Source organism: Pseudoalteromonas sp. KG3, assembly GCF_030436385.1.
GTDB classification, from domain to species: domain Bacteria; phylum Pseudomonadota; class Gammaproteobacteria; order Enterobacterales; family Alteromonadaceae; genus Pseudoalteromonas; species Pseudoalteromonas prydzensis.
This window is the reverse complement of the sequence record NZ_CP098524.1, coordinates 45,448-64,421: the sequence shown is the minus strand read 5'-3', so window position 1 is coordinate 64,421 and position 18,974 is coordinate 45,448. Positions and strand designations below refer to the sequence as shown.

At 41.4% G+C, this 18,974-nt stretch carries 16 protein-coding genes and 1 pseudogene; 10 read left to right on the top strand and 7 right to left on the bottom strand.

The window, feature by feature from the left end:
* Positions 1 to 73: 73 nt before the first annotated feature.
* Positions 74 to 3,151 carry a carboxypeptidase regulatory-like domain-containing protein gene (locus NDQ71_RS18845; RefSeq protein WP_301562914.1) on the top strand — a complete coding sequence of 1,026 codons (3,078 nt, stop codon included), beginning with the start codon at positions 74 to 76 and terminating at the stop codon, positions 3,149 to 3,151.
* Positions 3,152 to 3,214: 63 nt separating this feature from the next.
* Here NDQ71_RS18845 and NDQ71_RS18840 read toward each other — a convergent pair whose 3' ends face one another.
* Positions 3,215 to 3,646 (bottom strand): MarR family winged helix-turn-helix transcriptional regulator, encoded by a 432-nt coding sequence (locus tag NDQ71_RS18840; RefSeq protein WP_301562913.1) that lies wholly within the window; start codon positions 3,644 to 3,646, stop codon positions 3,215 to 3,217.
* 129 nt (positions 3,647 to 3,775) lie between these two features.
* On the opposite strand from NDQ71_RS18840, the gene hmgA reads away from it, so the two are divergent.
* Complete coding sequence (gene hmgA, locus NDQ71_RS18835; protein ID WP_301562912.1) at positions 3,776 to 5,077, top strand: homogentisate 1,2-dioxygenase; 1,302 nt, start codon at positions 3,776 to 3,778, stop codon at positions 5,075 to 5,077.
* 7 nt (positions 5,078 to 5,084) lie between these two features.
* Positions 5,085 to 5,714, top strand: coding sequence for a maleylacetoacetate isomerase (maiA, locus tag NDQ71_RS18830; RefSeq protein WP_301562911.1), 630 nt, complete (start codon positions 5,085 to 5,087; stop codon positions 5,712 to 5,714).
* Between the two features lie 7 nt (positions 5,715 to 5,721).
* On the opposite strand, the gene NDQ71_RS18825 is transcribed toward maiA, so the two are convergent.
* A complete protein-coding gene (locus tag NDQ71_RS18825; RefSeq protein WP_192540297.1) occupies positions 5,722 to 5,955 on the bottom strand; it encodes a TIGR02647 family protein in 234 nt (77 codons plus the stop codon).
* 184 nt (positions 5,956 to 6,139) lie between these two features.
* Between NDQ71_RS18825 and NDQ71_RS18820 the strand changes: the two genes are divergently transcribed.
* Together NDQ71_RS18820 and NDQ71_RS18815 are read left to right on the top strand one after the other, a co-directional pair.
* Positions 6,140 to 6,442 (top strand): DUF1496 domain-containing protein, encoded by a 303-nt coding sequence (locus NDQ71_RS18820; protein WP_064665298.1) that lies wholly within the window; start codon positions 6,140 to 6,142, stop codon positions 6,440 to 6,442.
* Between the two features lie 60 nt (positions 6,443 to 6,502).
* The gene (locus tag NDQ71_RS18815) at positions 6,503 to 6,766 is read left to right on the top strand and encodes a VF530 family DNA-binding protein (protein ID WP_084448010.1); all 264 of its coding nucleotides are present in this window, start codon (positions 6,503 to 6,505) and stop codon (positions 6,764 to 6,766) included.
* A 45-nt stretch (positions 6,767 to 6,811) separates the two neighbouring features.
* On the opposite strand, the gene NDQ71_RS18810 is transcribed toward NDQ71_RS18815, so the two are convergent.
* Together NDQ71_RS18810 and NDQ71_RS18805 are read right to left on the bottom strand one after the other, a co-directional pair.
* Positions 6,812 to 8,437, bottom strand: a complete 1,626-nt coding sequence (locus tag NDQ71_RS18810; RefSeq protein ID WP_301562910.1) for a diacylglycerol kinase family protein — start codon at positions 8,435 to 8,437, stop codon at positions 6,812 to 6,814.
* A gap of 284 nt (positions 8,438 to 8,721) precedes the next feature.
* A complete protein-coding gene (locus NDQ71_RS18805) occupies positions 8,722 to 9,723 on the bottom strand; it encodes a branched-chain amino acid aminotransferase (RefSeq protein WP_192540301.1) in 1,002 nt (333 codons plus the stop codon).
* A 354-nt stretch (positions 9,724 to 10,077) separates the two neighbouring features.
* Here NDQ71_RS18805 and NDQ71_RS18800 point away from each other — a divergent pair, with 354 nt between their 5' ends.
* From NDQ71_RS18800 to NDQ71_RS18780, 5 genes and pseudogenes are all read left to right on the top strand, one after another.
* The gene (locus NDQ71_RS18800) at positions 10,078 to 10,617 is read left to right on the top strand and encodes a sigma-70 family RNA polymerase sigma factor (protein WP_301563111.1); all 540 of its coding nucleotides are present in this window, start codon (positions 10,078 to 10,080) and stop codon (positions 10,615 to 10,617) included.
* Positions 10,614 to 11,303, top strand: a complete 690-nt coding sequence (locus NDQ71_RS18795) for an anti-sigma factor (RefSeq protein WP_301562909.1) — start codon at positions 10,614 to 10,616, stop codon at positions 11,301 to 11,303. Before NDQ71_RS18800 ends, NDQ71_RS18795 begins: the two co-directional genes overlap by 4 nt.
* Before the next feature lie 174 nt (positions 11,304 to 11,477).
* A pseudogene (locus NDQ71_RS18790) lies at positions 11,478 to 11,882 on the top strand (DUF4331 family protein); the annotation flags it as partial.
* A gap of 29 nt (positions 11,883 to 11,911) precedes the next feature.
* Positions 11,912 to 12,484, top strand: a complete 573-nt coding sequence (locus tag NDQ71_RS18785; RefSeq protein WP_301562908.1) for a hypothetical protein — start codon at positions 11,912 to 11,914, stop codon at positions 12,482 to 12,484.
* Complete coding sequence (locus tag NDQ71_RS18780; RefSeq protein ID WP_301562907.1) at positions 12,481 to 13,599, top strand: HupE/UreJ family protein; 1,119 nt, start codon at positions 12,481 to 12,483, stop codon at positions 13,597 to 13,599. Before NDQ71_RS18785 ends, NDQ71_RS18780 begins: the two co-directional genes overlap by 4 nt.
* A 57-nt stretch (positions 13,600 to 13,656) precedes the next feature.
* Here NDQ71_RS18780 and NDQ71_RS18775 read toward each other — a convergent pair whose 3' ends face one another.
* The 3 genes from NDQ71_RS18775 to NDQ71_RS18765 all read right to left on the bottom strand — a co-directional run bounded on the left by NDQ71_RS18775 (position 13,657) and on the right by NDQ71_RS18765 (position 18,974).
* Positions 13,657 to 14,283 carry a TetR/AcrR family transcriptional regulator gene (locus NDQ71_RS18775; RefSeq protein ID WP_283709040.1) on the bottom strand — a complete coding sequence of 209 codons (627 nt, stop codon included), beginning with the start codon at positions 14,281 to 14,283 and terminating at the stop codon, positions 13,657 to 13,659.
* Between the two features lie 150 nt (positions 14,284 to 14,433).
* On the bottom strand, positions 14,434 to 15,843 hold the full coding sequence (locus NDQ71_RS18770) for an efflux transporter outer membrane subunit (protein WP_301562906.1): 1,410 nt from the start codon (positions 15,841 to 15,843) through the stop codon (positions 14,434 to 14,436).
* On the bottom strand, positions 15,843 to 18,974 hold the full coding sequence (locus NDQ71_RS18765) for an efflux RND transporter permease subunit (protein WP_192540307.1): 3,132 nt from the start codon (positions 18,972 to 18,974) through the stop codon (positions 15,843 to 15,845). Before NDQ71_RS18765 ends, NDQ71_RS18770 begins: the two co-directional genes overlap by 1 nt.

Here is an 18,974-nt window from a genome sequence, read left to right as displayed (position 1 = left end):
TTAGCTGCTTGGAAAATCCGAGTAAATTAATACCAAAACTAAAAAATATTACACCTTACACGGGAAATTAATAATGAAAATTCAACTACGCAAAACAGCACTTTCACTCGCTATCGCAGCTTGTGTTGGCGTAAGTGGCGCAGCGTTTGCAAATGAAACTGCATCATCTGTAAAAGGCCAAATCACAGGTCCAAATGGCAACCCAGCCACTGGTACTCAAATTACTATTATCCACTTACCTTCTGGTTCAACAAAAACAACAACAGTAAATGAACAAGGTAACTTCTCTACAAAAGGTTTACGCGTAGGCGGCCCATATAAAATCATTGTTGATTCTGATAAATATGAAGATACTCAACTTGATGATGTTTATTTAACTCTTGGTCAAACTTACCCAGTAACTGTTGCACTTCGCTCGCAACAAATGGAACAAATCGTTGTTAGTGGCGCACCAATTAGCGCTCAATCAGGCAGCACAGGTCCAGCTGCTTATTTCACTTTAGATGATTTAGAAAACAAACCAGCTATTAACCGTGACTTAAAAGATATTATTCGCGCTGATCCACGCATTTATATTGATGAAACTAATGCTGGCGCCATTAACTGTGGGGGTGGTAACCCTCGTTTTAACAGCTTAACTGTTGACGGCGTTCGTATGAACGATAACTTTGGCTTAAACTCAAGTGGTTACCCTACTGAAAGAATGCCTTTCTCGTTTGATTCAATTGCACAAGTTGCAGTAGAACTTGCACCATTTGATGTTCAATACGGTGGTTTTACTTCATGTAACATTAACGCCGTAACAAAGTCAGGTACTAACGAAATCACTGGTGGTTTCTTCTATGATTATACCAATGACTCAATGTCAGGTGACTCAATTGAAGGCGAGAAACAAGAGCTTGGTGATTACTCAGAAAAACGTTACGGCTTTAACGTAGGCCTTCCTCTTTTTGAAGATAAGCTATTTTTATTCACTTCTTATGAGAAGCTTGAAGGCGCTGAGATTTTCGAATATACGCCATTTGTAAACAAAAGAATTGACCAAGCAACTATAGATCATATTACCCAAATCGCTAAAGACACGTATAACTATGATCCAGGTACTATGATACCTAGCATGCCCGTTGAAGATGAAAAAATCTTAGTTAAACTAGATTGGAACATAAACGACGAACATCGTGCAAGCTTTGTATATAACTACAATGATGGCTTCTCAATCGCTCAATCGGATGGTGGTTCAAGCAGATTATCTCTGTCTAATCATTTTTATGAACGTGGCGCAAAACTTGAGTCATATGTAACGTCATTATACTCAGATTGGACTAATGATTTCTCAACTGAAGTACGTGTAGGCTATTCAAAACTTGATAACCGTCAAAATTCACTTGATGCAGCATCTGGTTTTGGTGAATTTAATGTGTTTACTGGAAGTGTTAATGTTTACTTAGGTCCAGATGATTCTCGCCAATCAAACGTATTAAGTTATGATAATTTATCACTCAAATTAGGTGGTACATATTACCTTGAAGACCATGAGCTATCATTTGGCTATGAGCGTGAAGAACTCGATGTATATAATTTATTTGTAGCGCATTCGGAAGGGGAATATCAATTCTTTTCAATTAAGGATTTTGAAGAAGGTCTAGCTCGCGTTTATTACGGCAATGCCGAAAGTCAAAACCCTGACGATGCAGCAGGTGAATTTAAGTACGCATTAAATACGTTATACTTCCAAGACAAATTTGATCTAATTGATTATGATGTAACATTTACTGCAGGCCTTCGTTATGATTGGTATACAAGTAACGATAAACCTACCCATAATCAAAACTTTGAAGACCGTTATGGCTATTCGAATAGCCAAAACCTTGATGGGGTTGACTTACTTCAACCACGCTTAGGTGTTAACTGGATATATAATGATCAGTTAGAATTGCGCGGCGGTATTGGCTTATATTCAGGTGGTAACCCTAACGTATGGATTTCTAACAGCTATTCAAATGATGGCGTTCGTAACATCCAAGTTGACCAAAAAGGTATGCAAATCCTTGGTCCAGATGCGGTAGCATTTAATGGTGGTGGCCAACCTGGTTACGATATCCCGCAAAATCTATACGATCAAGTTGGTCAAGGTGGCGCAGATGCTCCAGTAAATGTGACAGATCCTAACTTTGAGATTCCATCAGAATGGAAATTCTCACTAGGTGGTACTTATATCACTGAAAGCGATTATGTGTTTAATGTTGATTATCTTTATACCGATAAGCAAGACTCAGCCATTGTTAAAAACATATCGTATAACAAAACTGGCACAGCACCAGATGGTCGCCCTATTTATAATGGTGGTTCTGACTTCTTGCTAACCAATGTTAAAGGTGATGATGCTTACTCGCATATTCTGTCTCTTGCAATGAATAAGTCATTTGATAATGGCATTGACTTTGCTCTTTCTTATGCATATACAGTGTCTAAAGATGTTAACCCGATGACTAGCTCTGTAGCATTTTCTAACTATCATTACGTTGCGGTGTCTGATTCTGAAAACCCAGGTGTGGCAACATCTAACTATGAAATTCCGCACCGCTTTACAATGAGTTTAGCGTATAGCCATGAGTTATTTGATGGTTACGAGACTAAGTTCAACTTATTTGGTCAAGCTCAACAAACCACGCCGTATTCTTATGGTTTTGATGACAACAATAACTATGCTCTTGGATATAATGATGCTGCGCGGCAATTATTATATGTACCAACACTTGACGACAGCCAAGTTGTGTATGGTGCTGACTTTGATCAAGCAGCCTTTAATGAGTGGGTTGAAAGCGAAGGCCTAACTCGCGGTAAAATCAATAACCGTAATAGTATTGATGGTGATTGGTGGGTTACGTTCGATTTCAAAGTTGAGCAAGAATTTATGGGCTTTACTGATGATCAAAAAGGCTCAGCATACTTTGTTATCAAAAACATCGGTAACATGCTAAATGACGATTGGGGCGTGCTGAAAAGCGGCAGTGCATTACAAAGTGCTGTAACGACTGAAATTGTTAATGGTCAATACGTTTACACCAGCTTTAATGATCCAGCAGGTGCAAGTGTGGAAACTAAGCCGTCACTTTGGGAAATGCGTGTAGGTGTTAAATACACATTCTAATTTGCTAAGGTAACTTACAAATTAAATTAATTTTAAAGCCCATCTTTTGATGGGCTTTTTGTTTTATTCATCTAATTTACTAGTTAACTTATCTAAACAACTAAGCAAGGTTTGATACTCGGCTTGAGTTAAAACATCCAACAGATTCTTCTCCCACGCTAAAGCAGCGGGGGCTAACTGCTGATACAAGCCCAACCCTTGCTCACTCAACGCTAACAAGCTGGCGCGTTTATCTGCCGGATCGATTAAACTCTCTACATAGTGCTTATCTATCAATGCCTTAATTGCCCGTGATACAGTGGATTTATCCATTGCAGCTTGCTCACATAATGCTTTTGCGTTGCTTTGTCCAAACTGGGCTAAATTAAACAAAATACGCCACTGAGGAATGCTTAAATCACTTTGTTGTTGATACACGGGTGCAAACTGTTCACTCATTTTACTGGCTAAGTTAGCCAGACGATACGGTAAAAAAGTCTCTAACTCGAGTGCCATAGCAGGATATCCTCTTAATTTACAATCATAGTTTCGCTGTTCATAAATATGTACAGTGATAAAAACTGTGATGTTTGAATTTAGTCTCACTTGAGAGTATCTTACAGTAAAACTAAAAGGAGTCGAGTGATGACCAGCGAATTAGAATATATGACCGGATTTGGTAATGAGTTTGAAACCGAAGCCTTGCCAGGTGCCCTACCGATCGGCCAATTTAGCCCACAAAAAGTAAAATACGATTTATACGCAGAGCAATTTAGCACCACTGCATTTACTGCCCCGCGTGCTGATAACCGTCGAACGTGGATGTATCGTATTCGCCCATCAGTTGTACAAGGTGACTATAGTGCCATTGATAATGGTTTAATTCGTACCGCACCAATCACTGAAGTACCAACGCCACCAACAATGCTTCGTTGGAACCCGATTGATATTCCGACTACACCAACCGATTTTATTGATGGCTTAATAACGATGGCTGCAAACGGCAGTGCCAATGGTCAAACCGGTATTGGCATTCACGTTTATGTCGCGAATAAGTCGATGACTGATCGCTATTTCTACAATGCCGACGGTGAAATGTTGTTTGTGCCGCAGCAAGGTGAATTATTACTTAAAACCGAATGTGGTAACTTAACGGTTAAAGCGGGTGAAATTGCAGTTATTCCACGTGGTATTAAATTCCAAGTGATTTTACTTAGTGATAGCGCCCGTGGTTATATCTGTGAAAACTATGGTCATGCTTATGTGTTAGCTGAGCGTGGTCCGGTGGGCGCCAACGGCTACGCTAACGACCGCGATTTTCAATACCCGGTAGCTGCCTTTGAAGATAAAGAAGGTGAGTTTGAACTGATTGCTAAGTTCAACGGTAATATGTTCCGCTGTGATATTGGCCATTCACCGCTGGATGTAGTTGCTTGGACAGGTAACAGTGCCCCTTATAAATATGATTTAGCTCGTTTTAATGTGATGAATACGGTCAGTTTTGATCACCCTGATCCATCAATATTTACAGTACTCACTTCACCATCAGGTACTGAAGGCGTTGCTAATATTGATTTTGCTATTTTCCCACCGCGCTGGATGGTAGCAGAAAATACCTTCCGCCCACCCTATTATCACCGTAATATTATGAGTGAGTTTATGGGCTTGATTGAAGGCGTATACGATGCCAAAGAGCACGGTTTTGTACCCGGTGGTATGAGTTTGCATAATTGTATGTCACCGCATGGCCCAGAAGCCGATGTGTTTGAAAAGGCCTCAAATGCAGAACTTGCGCCACAACGCTACGAAAACACCCTCGCATTTATGTTTGAGTCGCGTTACATTATTTCGCCAACCAAGTACGCATTAGAGGGCAAACAGCGCCAACCTAACTACACTGATTGCTGGCGTACCATTAAAAAACATTACAGCGGCCCACAAGGATAATTACAGCATGAAACTTTATAGTTATTTTCGTTCATCAGCGGCATATCGGGTGCGTATTGCCCTTAATTTAAAAAATATTCCCCATGAATTAATCACTGTTAATTTATTAAAGTCAGAACAACAAGGCATTGAATACCTTAATAGAAATCCTCAAGGATTACTGCCAGCGCTAGAAACCGATAACGGTGTGCTGGCGCAATCTATGGCTATTTTAGAGTACCTTGAAGAAACGTACCCAGAAACCCCGCTGTTATTTGGTGATGCGTGGCAAAAAGCGCAGATCCGTAATTTATGTTTCGCTATTGCCTGTGATATTCACCCAGTAGATAACTTACGTGTGCTTAAGTATTTAAGCGGTGAGTTAGGCGTTAATGATGAGGCTAAAAATGCTTGGTATCGGCATTGGGTTGAAGTAGGTTTTGAAAAACTTGAACTGTTACTAGACAGTAACCATCAATATTGCATAGGCGATAAACCGAGTCTTGCCGATGTCTGTTTAGTACCGCAAGTATTTAATGCATATCGCTTTAACGTAGATATGACTGCATATCCTAAGATAGCAGCCATTTATGAGCGCTGTAACAAGTTGGCTGCATTTATTGATGCTGCACCACAAAACCAACCGGATGCAGCCTGATATTCTCTTAGTTACCCAGCGCACTGTGGAGCACGGTTACGTGCTCTATCAAGTCTAAGCCCAGATCCGTTAAATATCCGCCATCTGGGCTATCAATAATACCTTTATCAAATAATCGTTGTGCCGCACTTAATAAGCTTTCATCTGCGTCACTGTGTAGTTTTAGCCCCTGCATTTTGCTAGTTAATGGGAATTTTGCTAACAGTGTAAATTCGTCAATCATGGTTTGGTTAAATTGCATGTGTTCACCTTATCTTTAGAAAATTATTTTTTTGTAGATTATTTACCCTAACACATTTTTTTGCCAAGTCACCCTAAAACCCCTAGGGCTGGGATTTAAAGCATTTAATTCCAACTGAAACTAGTATTTTTAGGTAACTTAGGTATAAGCTTAGTGTAATTATTTTTTTATGCAAAGGCTGAACATGCGAATTTTAAGTATTATAGGTGTTTGTTTTATTTGTTTTATTTACTCTGTAACTAGTTTTAGCAATACGCCAAAAACAACGTTTTTACTCAATCCACAAGAGGCACTTACTCAGCAGTCAATTTGTTGGTTTGAAGATAAACGCTACAGTGAAGGAGCTATTATTTTGATGGCTGATGTACGTGTGATCTGCACAGCAAAAACGCCAAGCCATAATAATAGTCCATTGACTTGGTTAATGCTCAATGAGCAAAATGAAATCATTTATCCAAGTGCGCCTAAAACAATTCGGGTTAACTAATTGGTATCAATACTCAGTTACGCTACAATAGCAGCGACTTTTATCAAGCAACTGTGAATTATGAATCAACAAGCAAACAACCCATTACATGGTATTACACTTGAACAAATAGTAGTAAAACTCGAGCAAACACTCGGCTGGAGAGCAATGGGTGAGCACGTTGATATTCGCTGCTTTAAATCAGATCCGAGCGTAAAATCAAGCCTTAAGTTTTTGCGCAAAACGCCTTGGGCACGTACTAAAGTTGAGCAGTTATACCTAGATCACTGTGTTGATACACCACCACAAAACAGCGGTTTTGTTTGGCCTAGCATTAAAAAGTAGGAACACCCATTGCGCGTTATAGCTTATAACGCGCAACAAGTTCAGTTACTCGACCTGCTCCGCACAGATCACCGCCAGCGATTGCGGGGTAATTTCAATAGTTAGTTTATCAGCGCTTTTAACTTCACCATCAAGTACATATTTTATTTCCTCTGTCGCTGATATTTCAACACGACGCGCATTGGTATGATGTGAATTGATAGCAAAATGGGCCTGAGTGATACTACTAAAAACCAGCTCGGCAATACTCAACACATTAGCGGATGCATCTTGGTTAGGAGTGAGCCAATTCACATCAAGCAGGCCGTCATAGTGGTCAGGTTGCCCGCCGCCTTGTGCTAATAAAGTGGTAAAAGGTGCTGCATTAGCAACAATTAAACTATTGGTATGGATTTGTTGCGGCTGGTTATCATCTAACTGTACGGTAAAATCTTGGGCTTTTTGTTCGCCTAATGCCTGCCAAAACCCTTGTAAATATGCGAACTGGCCCAGCTCGTTTTTAGTATCCCGATCTGCTTTTTCAATCATGTGTTGTTCAAAGCCAATCCCTGCCAACAGCAACATTAATTCACCATTACAGTATGCTGTATCCATTAGCTTGGTCTGCCCGTCGATAATTAAATCACACGCCACTTCAACCGGGATCAGTTTAGACTTAATACCCATCAACACATGCGCTAATGCGTTTGCAGTACCTAAGGGAATAATACCTAGTTTACAGTCGCTATTGACTAGTACGCTAGCTACTTCTGCCACCGTACCATCTCCACCGCATGCGATGACCATATCGGGATTTTCCGCAATAGCTTGTTTTGCTAGCACAATACCGTTTTCATCCACTGACGTGCAAAGTACTTTTAAATCATAATAAGTCGATAAACGGGCAATAATTAAATGCTCTTTCTGTTGCCACAACTTGGTACCAGATACAGGGTTAGCAATTAACACTGCTTTATTTTTAATAAGTAGCTCACCTTTGCGATGGCGCTTAACTAAATGGCGCAGTTGGTGCTTATTTAAGTTTGCCGTTGCACGGGTTTCTTTTATTTGTGCGAGTACCTGATGTACATCGGCATTTTTGTCTTGGCTTAATAAATAGGCTGCCATCACAAACACTGAACGCCCACGCCCTAAAGCACAGTGCACCACGACGCGACGATCATTTTTAACATGATGAGCAATCCAGTTAATGGCTTGATTTAATTGCGATGATGTTGGCGCACGATGATCAAGCACAGGAATATTTAAGTAGTTTATATTCTCTTGGGTTGATGACCATTCGAGTCCATCAAATTCACAGGTTACATCTAAAATAGCCGTTATACCGTTGTCTTTTAAACTATCGATATCAGAGGGAAACAAACGACACGCTAAAAACAGGTGCTCATTTATTTGCTGCAGTGGCGGTACTTTATCGCGTTTACGACTCCATGCATTGTACACTTGTGCACCAAGTAGAAAAGGAATGAATGCCCAGCGGATATAAAATGGAATAACGCCATTTTCTCGTTTGCGGAATATTTTTGCGAGATTAAAAAAGTAGGCGCCACTGACCAGCAATAAAGATAACGCAGTCCAGTAAAAGAGTACTGAAAAATAGCTTGGACTAACCTGCCAACCCATAAAAATAAATATAATTGCCAATAATAAATAACTGATTGCTGCCCACATACATATTCCTTTTTGTTGTTAGTTTTAGCAGATAGTAGCAGCAATTTATACGCCACTATTATCATGGCTTAAGGTAAATTAAATTTCATATATTTCATATATTTCATGGTATTAAAAAACGCTTTGATTAACACAGTAAAACTGTCTGCGCTAACATAGGCTATTTTTACACACTAACAAGGCTAATTTACACAGTTAAAAGCATAGAGCATAAATGCACGCCAGCCATAAAAAAACCTAGATTATAAATAACCTAGGTTTTTTATGGCACTAAAAGTACAGTGCTAAACGTCGATTTTAGTCAACCAACCATGCTTATCTTGTGCTTTACCCCATTGAATATCATTCAACACTTGGCGCAAACGCATAGTTGTTGGGCCTGCTTCACCAGTGCCCACTTTATATTCTTTATCATTGTGAATAAAAGTACCAACAGGGGTTAGTACCGCAGCCGTGCCTGATAAAGCAGCTTCAGTGCCAGGCTTTGCAGCACGCTCAAGTAACTCGGTAACAGTAAAGTTGCGCTCAGAAACCGTCATTCCTAAATCTTTGGCAATCGTTAAAATACTGCTGCGGGTAACGCCGTGTAAAAACGTGCTATCTAGCGCTTTAGTAATGATCTCATTACCATCAATTAAGATAAAGTTTGCAGCGCCTGTCTCTTGCACATCACCACCAGGGCAAAATAAGATTTGATCAGCTTTATGTTGTATACGAGCCGCTGTAATAGGTGCTAATGCACTGGCATAATTACCACCACTTTTGATCATACCCATATGTGGGGCGCAGCGCATACCGTCTTCTTCAAGTAATACTCGTAGTGCCGTTGCACCACCTGCAAAATAATCACCTACTGGTGATAATAATACATATAACAGCGAGCTAAGTGAGGGAACGGCCGCTTTACCAATCGCAGCTTCTGTGCCGATATGGGTAGGACGAATATACATAGAGCCCGGTGGTAATGGTGTTTCATCAGCGTATTGACGAACAATATCGATAATCATTTTCTCAAGCATCGGACCATCGACTTCAGGCAAGCTTAATAAGTGTGAACTTTGCTTCATACGGGCAATGTTTGCATCCATACGGAAAATGTACACTGAACCGTCTTCATGACGAAATGCTTTTAAGCCTTCAAAACAAGTACTTGAATAATGAAGAACATGTGCCCCAGCATGTAGCTCAATTTTATCTGAAGGAACAACAGAGCTTTCGCTCCAAGTATTATCAGTAAAATGAGCTTGAATCATCTGCGGCATAAATACAGTACCGAATGCGGCCATTTTAATCTCTCTTATGTGGTCTATTTTTACCCCATTGTATACCTGTTTAGCAGCCACTAAAACAAGGTATTTAGTGAGATAAAGGTGATTTTTTATAGTTTATGCAAAAAAATATCTTTTATTGTTTAAATCACAGCAGTCACCTCAACTAAGTGAATAAATAGTGAGCAGCTTAACTTACGATACAATGTTAATTAAAAGTTAATCCTAGTAACTTGCTAAGCCGTATTTAGCTGCTAGGCTAAGTGATGGAAAATAATGAAAATAAAGTTAAACCCTCATCATTTAGTTGGTTTTGTGCATCCACTTGACGTTATCAAACGTTTACTTAATGAAAAGAATAATAGGAACTCTATGGAAACTGACGAATTGTTACCTCTGCTTAGCGCAACGGCTCAGGGCAATAAGCAGGCATTTGCCAAGTTGTATAATGCCACAAGCCCAAAACTATTTGCGATTAGTTTAAAAATGCTAAGTAATCGTGCTCATGCAGAAGAAGCCTTGCAAGATGCATTTGTAAAAATTTGGCATAACGCATCGGAATATCAAGTCACTAAAGGGACTGTGATCAGCTGGATGATCAGCATTGTTCGATACCGAAGCTTAGACTCATTGCGCTATCACAAAGTGCGCAAAGAACAAGCTTTAGATGACGATTATGCTAGCGCCGACGACCTCACAGATCTGCCATTAGAAGTTGATTATGAAGATGGCAGTAAACTCGTTGATTGCATAGAGCAACTAGATAAACAGCAAAAACAAACGATCCACTTAGCCTATTACAAAGGCTTAACTCACAGTGAGTTAGTTGATCATATTGAGACCCCGCTTGGCACAGTAAAAAGCTGGATCAGACGCGGTTTGCAACAGTTGCAAAGGTGTTTAACGTTATGAATTATGACAACCAAAAACTCATCGATATGCTTGCTGCAGAGTATGTATTAGGCACACTTAAAGGCCCTGCCCGCAAACGTTTTCAACGCTTGATGCTCTCATCTAATCGCGTAAGAGAAGCGACTTGGATGTGGGAGCAGCACTTAAATAACTTAGCCAGTTCAATCAAGTCGGTGCCGCCAGATAGCCATGTGTGGGAGAGAATCTCACAACGGATTGAGCCCCAGCAAGTGACGCCGTCGAGCAAGGTAATTACACCTAAAGCCAGTATTTGGAAAGCATGGTCGTTAATTGCCACCGCGGCGAGTATTGTGTTGGCACTGATTATTTGGCAGCCACAAACACCCGTTAGTCAATTAACGCAACAAATCGCTCTATTTAAAGATGCCAGTGAACAACCGCTATGGTTTATTGATGTAAACGAACAAGGTTTATCAATAAAAGCCAGCGATAAATTGACTGCCAGAACCGATAAAGACTATGAGTTATGGATGATCTTAAAAGGTCAAGATGCGCCTATCTCTCTTGGTTTACTACCAAAAGACGGGGTTAAATCGCTATTGAAAGATAGCCGTTTTAACGCGCAGGATATTGCATTACTCGCCGTAAGTTTAGAACCCATTGGTGGCTCGCCAACGGGCTCACCTACCGAAGTGCTATACACCACTGAGTTGATTTTACTTTAAATCAACCAGTACCACGAAATAAAAAGCCAGCACTTGCTGGTTTTTTATTTAATTAAAATCAACAACATGGAAATAAACATACATTAAATTAATATTTTTTACTTTTTATTGCATCCAATGGTAATTACTTCGCGTATTGGTAGTGACCACTATTTAAAACTAAAGGATACAGTCATGAAAGCTTTAACTGAGTCAATCTTAGCAGTTGTAGTATGTAGTACCTTAGTAAGCGCACCAACAGAAGCATCCAGTCATCGTGAAGCACCGAATATCAGTCGCTTCCCGACTTTAGATTCAACCGATTTCTATGCATTTAATAGTTATGAGCAAGGCCGTGGTGATTATGTCACGCTAATTGCTAACTACATTCCACTGCAAGATGGCTATGGCGGGCCAAACTACTTTGCTATGGACCCTGATGCAACTTACAGTATTCACATCGATAACGATGGTGATGCTGTAGAAGATATTACTTTTGCGTTTAACTTCAAAAGTATGCTGCCAAATGATAACCAAGGTGTTGCATTAACCGTTGGACCAGAAGGTAACCAACGCACCGTTGCTGTGCCGCTAAAAAACAGTGTTTAAAATTAATCGGATTAACAACAATGGATGTTGTTAATACCTGCACACTCGATGTGCTAAGCCAAGATGGACAATTGGCACAAAGTTATCAAAGCTTAAAAAACAGTATTGTGAGCAATAAACAAAGCGATGATACCCGCCATGTACTCGCTGAAATGGCATTAAGACTTAATAAACCCGAAGCAGCACTTAGCCATATTCAATCTATACCGCTGGCCGGTGCGCCAGTAAGTTTAGTGGTGTTATGGGCTGATATTCAATTAGCGCAAGGGAACTATCAAACAATACTCAACACTTTGCCAACACTGGTGACAGATAAGCAAAACTTAGAAGACGCTTTATTGCTACGTTTAGCAATCGCAGAGCAATCCTACAACGAGCACTCTGGCAATCAATGGCAGACATTGATGGCACAAAGAGTAGCACTGCGCGAGTTACGGCAAGACCGCTTCCATGCCAGTGACTTAGCCCATTATTATTTAGACATTAACAAACAGCCTGAAAAAGCCCTTTACTGGGCTGAAATCAATTGGCAACAAGCCAAACTCGATGCAGATCAGCAGCTACTCACACGTGCGCAGGGAGCATCACTATGAAAATATCTATTCGTCACTTACTTTACTGTGTCTGCTTGTTACTTGTAAGCACTGCACAAGCACATCAATTAAGCACTAGTTATATTACTTTAACCACCACCGATGACGGCCAATTTACAGGCAGCTGGCAAGTTAACGTCGCTGCTCTAGAACAACAAGTAGCGTTTGATTTAAACCAAGATGGTAATATTGCTTGGCATGAGATAACCGCAAAACACAGTGCAATCAGCGATTTTGTAACCGCATCCTTAATTGCAAATCCAGCAGCAAATTCAATAACTGAACTCGCCTGTAGATTTTCTAGCAGCGCCCCTTTGCAGCTTGACTCTCACTTTAATCAACCTTATGTAGTGATTGCCTTGCAGTTAGCCTGCCCAGCGGCTGTAAATGATTCCTTAACACTTGAATATACGGCTTTTTTTGATACCGATGCCAACCACAAAGCAATTGCGACTATCAATCAACAAACCCGTGTTATCAGTAAAGATAATGCAGCACAAACCTTTGATTTTGCGACTAGCAGTTACCTGACCACTTTTAATCAATATGTGTATCAAGGGGTATTACACATTTGGCTTGGTTTAGATCATATTTTGTTTTTAATTGCTCTGTTACTAACCTGCGTATTAGTTAGAAAAACCAGTAAATGGCAAGGGATAGAATCAAAAGCCACCATTTTTAAGCAAACCGCATGGATAGTCACCGCCTTCACCTTAGCCCATTCAATTACACTTACAGCAACGGCTATGCAACTTGTCTCGCCGAATAGTCGCTGGGTTGAGTTAGGCATCGCCATATCCGTGTTATTTGCAGCACTTAACAATATTTGGCCTTTGGTGATCCGATTAGGTTGGGTAACATTTGCGTTTGGTTTATTGCATGGCATGGGCTTTGCCAGCGTGTTAGGTGAGCTGGGCTTATCGAGTGATTATCAATTACTCAGCGTATTAGCATTTAATTTAGGAGTAGAAATAGGCCAACTGGCTATCTTAGTTGTTGCCCTACCGGTACTTATTTGGGCCAGAAACTACCCTTGGTATCAAAAATGGGTGATGCCAGCGGGCTCACTGGTCATTGCATTAATCGCGGTGCAATGGTCTTTAGAGCGGATTTAAAGGGATTAAAAATTGGGCTGCTCATAATCAGCCCAATTTATTTAACCTGAACTGTAGTTATTTGCTATCTGAGAATGGCACTAAAAGCACCCGCATCGCTGGACGCAGTGCTAGTAAAATGGTTGCTTTATCTAAGGTAGGATTGAGAGTTTTGCGTAATGTCAGTCCGCCCATCATGGCAAACATGACTTCGATGCGACTTTCAATTTCAATCGCACTGAGATCTTTAACCAAACTACGTTCACTTAATAACAGATCGCGCATTTTCTGCCTAGCGTAACAATCTGATTTTCGCAATTGCGCGGCAACTTTGTCGTTACGTGCGGTTTCTGCAAACATCTCTAAATCAAGTGCCCCTTGAGTTACATCGGTGTGGTGATCTACACCATGGTCTAAACCATCGAGTAACACCGTTACTAAATCACCAGGTTGATCTTCAAACTCTTGAAATACAGAAAACATCTTTTCCATATCCCGTTCGATGATCGATTCTATAATAGCTTCTTTACTGGCAAAGTAATTATAGATATGGCCAGCACTCATCCCTGCGGTCTTTGATATTTCAGCCATACCAGCACCGTGATAGCCTTTACGACGAAAGCAATCTGCTGCCGCACATAACACTTGATCACGCCGAGCCTGCGCCAATGCGGGATCGGTTTGTCTTTTCGATTTTTCTTTCATGTATTCCTGCCAGGTAATCGCGAAAAGCACCGCTTTTCTTTTAACCTAATCGTTATCGCTAGTTTACATGATCTAAACCACTGACCCTGTGCGTTACAACAAAGAACTTTATAAACTAGCGATAAAATAGCTAACGGCAAGCTTTAACCGTTATTCACTGGGCTGCGCAGGTCGCTGCCAACCACCACCAACCGCTTTATACAGATTAATTTGACTTGCAATATATGCTTGCTTACCACGGATCAACTGCTGCCCTGCACTCACCCAGTTACGTTGTGCATCTAGGACTTGTAAATAGCTATCAGCACCTTTATCAAAACGCGCTTCCGAGAGCTTAAAAGATGTTTGGTTACTACTATATAACTCTTCAAGTGCTTTTAGCTGCTCCATATAGCCTTGGCGATCCACCAATGCATCAGACACTTCTTTAAACGCTTGTTGGATGGTTTGTTCATAAGTGGTCAGTGCTATTTGTTGCTGCGTTTGTGCGACATCTAAATTAGCTTGATTTCGACCCATATTAAAAATAGGCAAGTTAATCGATGGAATAAAACTCCATGTGCCCGTACCGCCGGAAAACAAATTATCAAGTTCACTCGAGGCGCTTCCTGCATTAGCCGTTAAACTGATGCTTGGAAAAAATGCCGCCTTAGCCACGCCAATATTGGCATTCGCCGCAAGTAGTTTAAATTCAGCGGCTTTAATATCAGGGCGTTGTTCAAGTAATTCTGACGGCAAGCCAACCGGCACCGTTGGAAAGTTTAATACTTCATCTAAACTCTCAACAGGCAGTAATTGTGTCGTCACCGATTGACCGACTAATAGATCCAAAGCATTTTTATCACGCTTTAATAAGCGCTGATAATTGGCAATGTCTACTTTCGCGGTCGCCACCGTACTTTGAATTTGCGCAAGGGTTAGCTTTGACGCCGCCCCTAATGCATAGGTTTTTTCGGTGAGCGTTAGAGATTGTTGCTGACTCTCAAGCGTTTCCATTGCCAGGGCTAGTTGCTCTTTATCCGCAGCATAATTGAGCCATGCATTTACCAACTCCGAAATTAAACTAATTTTCACACTGGTTTGTGCTTGCTCTGAGGCATACAAGGTTTGCAGTGCTTGATCAGATTGATTACGAATTTTACCCCATAAATCCAACTCATATGCCGTCATACCAACGGTTGCAGAATAGCTTTGAGTAATTTGGGCATTCCCGGTTGATGATAAATCAGCAGGTACGCGCTGGCGATTGCCCGATGCTGAAAAATCAATTGCAGGATATAACGCAGAATCCTCAATTTGATAAAGCGCACGCACTTGCTGCACATTAAGTGCAGCCAGTTTAATGTCTTTATTATGTTGCAGCGTTAATTCAATTAAGCGTTGCAATTTTTCATTGGCAAAAAACTGCTGCCAGTTTAAATCAGCAATATTGCCTTGCTCGCCCTGCACTGCATAACTATCTGGTACTGGTAATTGGATGTCCTCAAGCACAGGCGCCATTTGGCAAGCACTTAACACCAATACACTTAACGTTGCTAAACTCAGCGTTTTTAATTTCATTACACCTGCTCCTGCTTAGCTTGCGCATGTTTACCAGGGAACACACGTCTTACCAATACAAAAAATAATGGTACAAACACCACCACAATAATTGATGATGCGAGTGTGCCACCAATGACTGAGATACCCAGCGCATTTTGCGCACCAGAACCGGCACTTGAGGCAATAGCCAGTGGTAATACGCCGCAAATAAACGCCATAGATGTCATCATGATAGGACGCAGTCGTAACCGTACTGCAGCAATTGCAGCTTCCACTAAGCCCATACCTTCATCCATTTTGTGGATCGCAAATTCCACAATCAAAATAGCATTTTTAGATGCAAGCCCGATGGTCGTTAATAAGCCCACTTGTAGGTAAATATCATTCGATAAATTAGCGACAAAGGCCGCCATCGCCGCACCAAATACACCTAAAGGTACAATCATCATAACCGCAGCCGGAACAGACCAACTTTCATAAAGCGCCGCTAAACATAAAAACACCACTAGCAACGACAGCGCATATAACAATGGCGCCTGACCGCCGCTTAAACGCTCTTCGTATGAAATACCTGTCCACTCAAAGGCAATACCTGGCGGTAATTGTTTAACCAGTTTTTCCATTTCATCCATGGCTTGGCCGGTACTGTAACCAGGCGCTGCTGAGCCTTGAATTTCCATCGCTGAAAAACCGTTATAACGCTCAAGACGAGGCGAGCCATAAGTCCAATATGACTGAGCAAACGCAGGAAATGGCACCATTTCACCACTGCTGTTACGTACGTACCATTTGTCTAAGTCCTCAGGTGCCATACGTGATTCAGGCGTGCCTTGCAGGTAAACTTTCTTCACTCGACCACGGTCAATAAAGTCATTTACATAGCTACTACCCCACGCTGTAGACAAGGTATTATTGATATCACTTTGTTTCAGGCCCAACGCTTCTGCTTTTGCTAAATCAATATCCAACTCAAGCTCTGGTTTGTCCTCTTGACCATTAGGACGCACACCTGCAAGTACAGGGCTTTGTGCGGCCATACCAAGCAACATATTACGCGCTTCTAATAGTTTATCGTGACCGAGTCCCACCCTGTCTTGTAAAAATAGGGTAAAACCATTAGCAGTACCTAGTTCTACTACCGCAGGTGGTGGGAAGGCAAATACAAAGGCTTCTTTAATCGTTGAGAAGTAACCCATTGCTTTTCCTGCAACGGCACCGACTGATAAATCATCACGTTGGCGTTCATCCCAATGTTTCAAGCCTACAAAGCCAATCGCCGCATTTTGACCCGACCCTGCAAAACTAAAGCCCGTAACACTAAATACTGAGCGTACCGCTTCAGATTGATCTTCGAGGAAATGCTTTTCCATTTTCTCTACAACTTTTAATGTCTGCTCCGTTGTCGCACCGGCTGGTAAACTTACTTGGTTAAATAAGATACCTTGGTCTTCGTCTGGTAAAAATGCAGAAGGCAATTGTGAGAAGATAAAAATCATGCCACCAACAATTAAGCCATAGCACAATAAATAACGTTTACTGTGTTTGATCATGCGACCAACAAAGCTCTGTGCACCATTATTAGTTTTATCAAAACCACGGTTAAAACCGATAAAGAAGCGCCCAAACAATGATTTGTTATTATGTACGTGACTTGGCTTTAACATGGTTGCACACAGCGCCGGTGTTAAAATAAGTGCCACTAACACAGATAAACTCATCGCTGTTACTAAGGTCACTGAGAACTGACGATAAATAACCCCTGTGGAGCCTGCAAAAAACGCCATTGGCACAAATACCGCAGATAGCACCATAGCAATACCGACCAACGCACCTTTGATCTCATCCATTGATTTGCGGGTTGCCTCAAGCGGTGACAGCTTTTCTTCGGTCATTACCCGCTCAACGTTTTCAACCACAACGATGGCGTCATCCACTAATAAGCCGATAGCTAATACCATGGCAAACATAGTTAAGGTATTAATTGAATAGCCCAATACTTGCAGTACAGCAAACGTACCAAGCAAGACCACCGGCACTGCAATGGTCGGAATTAGTGTTGCTCTAAAGTTCTGTAAAAACAGATACATAACTAAAAACACCAGCACAACCGCTTCAATTAATGTACTGACTACTTTTTCAATCGATAAAGAAACGAATGGCGTAGTATCGTAAGGTACAACACTTGCTAAGCCTTCAGGAAAAAACGGTTCTAGTTCCGCTAATGCGGCTTTTACACCTGCAGCAGTATCGAGTGCGTTTGCGCCACTGGCCAGTTTGACCCCTAAGCCTGATGCTGGCTTACCATTAAAACGTGCCACAACACCGTAGTTTTCACCACCGAGTTCAACTTTAGCAACATCGCCTAAACGTACAACGGAGCCATCGGGGTTGGTTTTTACAAAAATATCTCTAAACTGATCAGGGGTTTGTAATCGGCTTTGCGCCGTCACTGTGGCATTAAGCTGCTGACCAGAAATAGCCGGAAGAGCGCCTAGCTGGCCGGCAGATACTTGCGCATTTTGCGCACTGATTGATGCACTAATATCAGCAGGAGTCAGTTTATATTTTTGCAGCATATTAGGGTCAAGCCAGATACGCATCGCATACTGCGAGCCAAACAGCTGTACTTCACCTACCCCATTTACCCGCGAGACAATATCCTGCACATTGGAAGCAACATAATCACCAATGTCGATGTTATTCATGCTGCCATCTTCAGATACAAAACCCACCACCATTAAAAAGTTACGGGCAGATTTGGCCACAGATACACCTTGACGCTGCACTTCTTGCGGCAACAATGGCGTAGCTAAGGCGAGTTTATTTTGTACTTGTACTTGTGCAATATCAGGGTCGGTATCGGCATCAAACGTCAGCGTTAATGAAGCTGAGCCGTTTGATTCAGAGGTTGATGACATGTACAACAAGCCATCTAAGCCTTTCATCTTTTGTTCAATAACTTGCGTTACTGTATCTTCTAGTGTGCGTGCAGACGCACCAGGATAGTTTGCTTGAATACTAATTGCTGGCGGCGCAATCGCAGGATACTGAGCAATGGGTAGCCCTTTGATCGCCAGTATACCTGCCAACATAACCACTATGGCCAGTACCCATGCAAAAATAGGCCTGTCGATAAAAAATCGTGACAT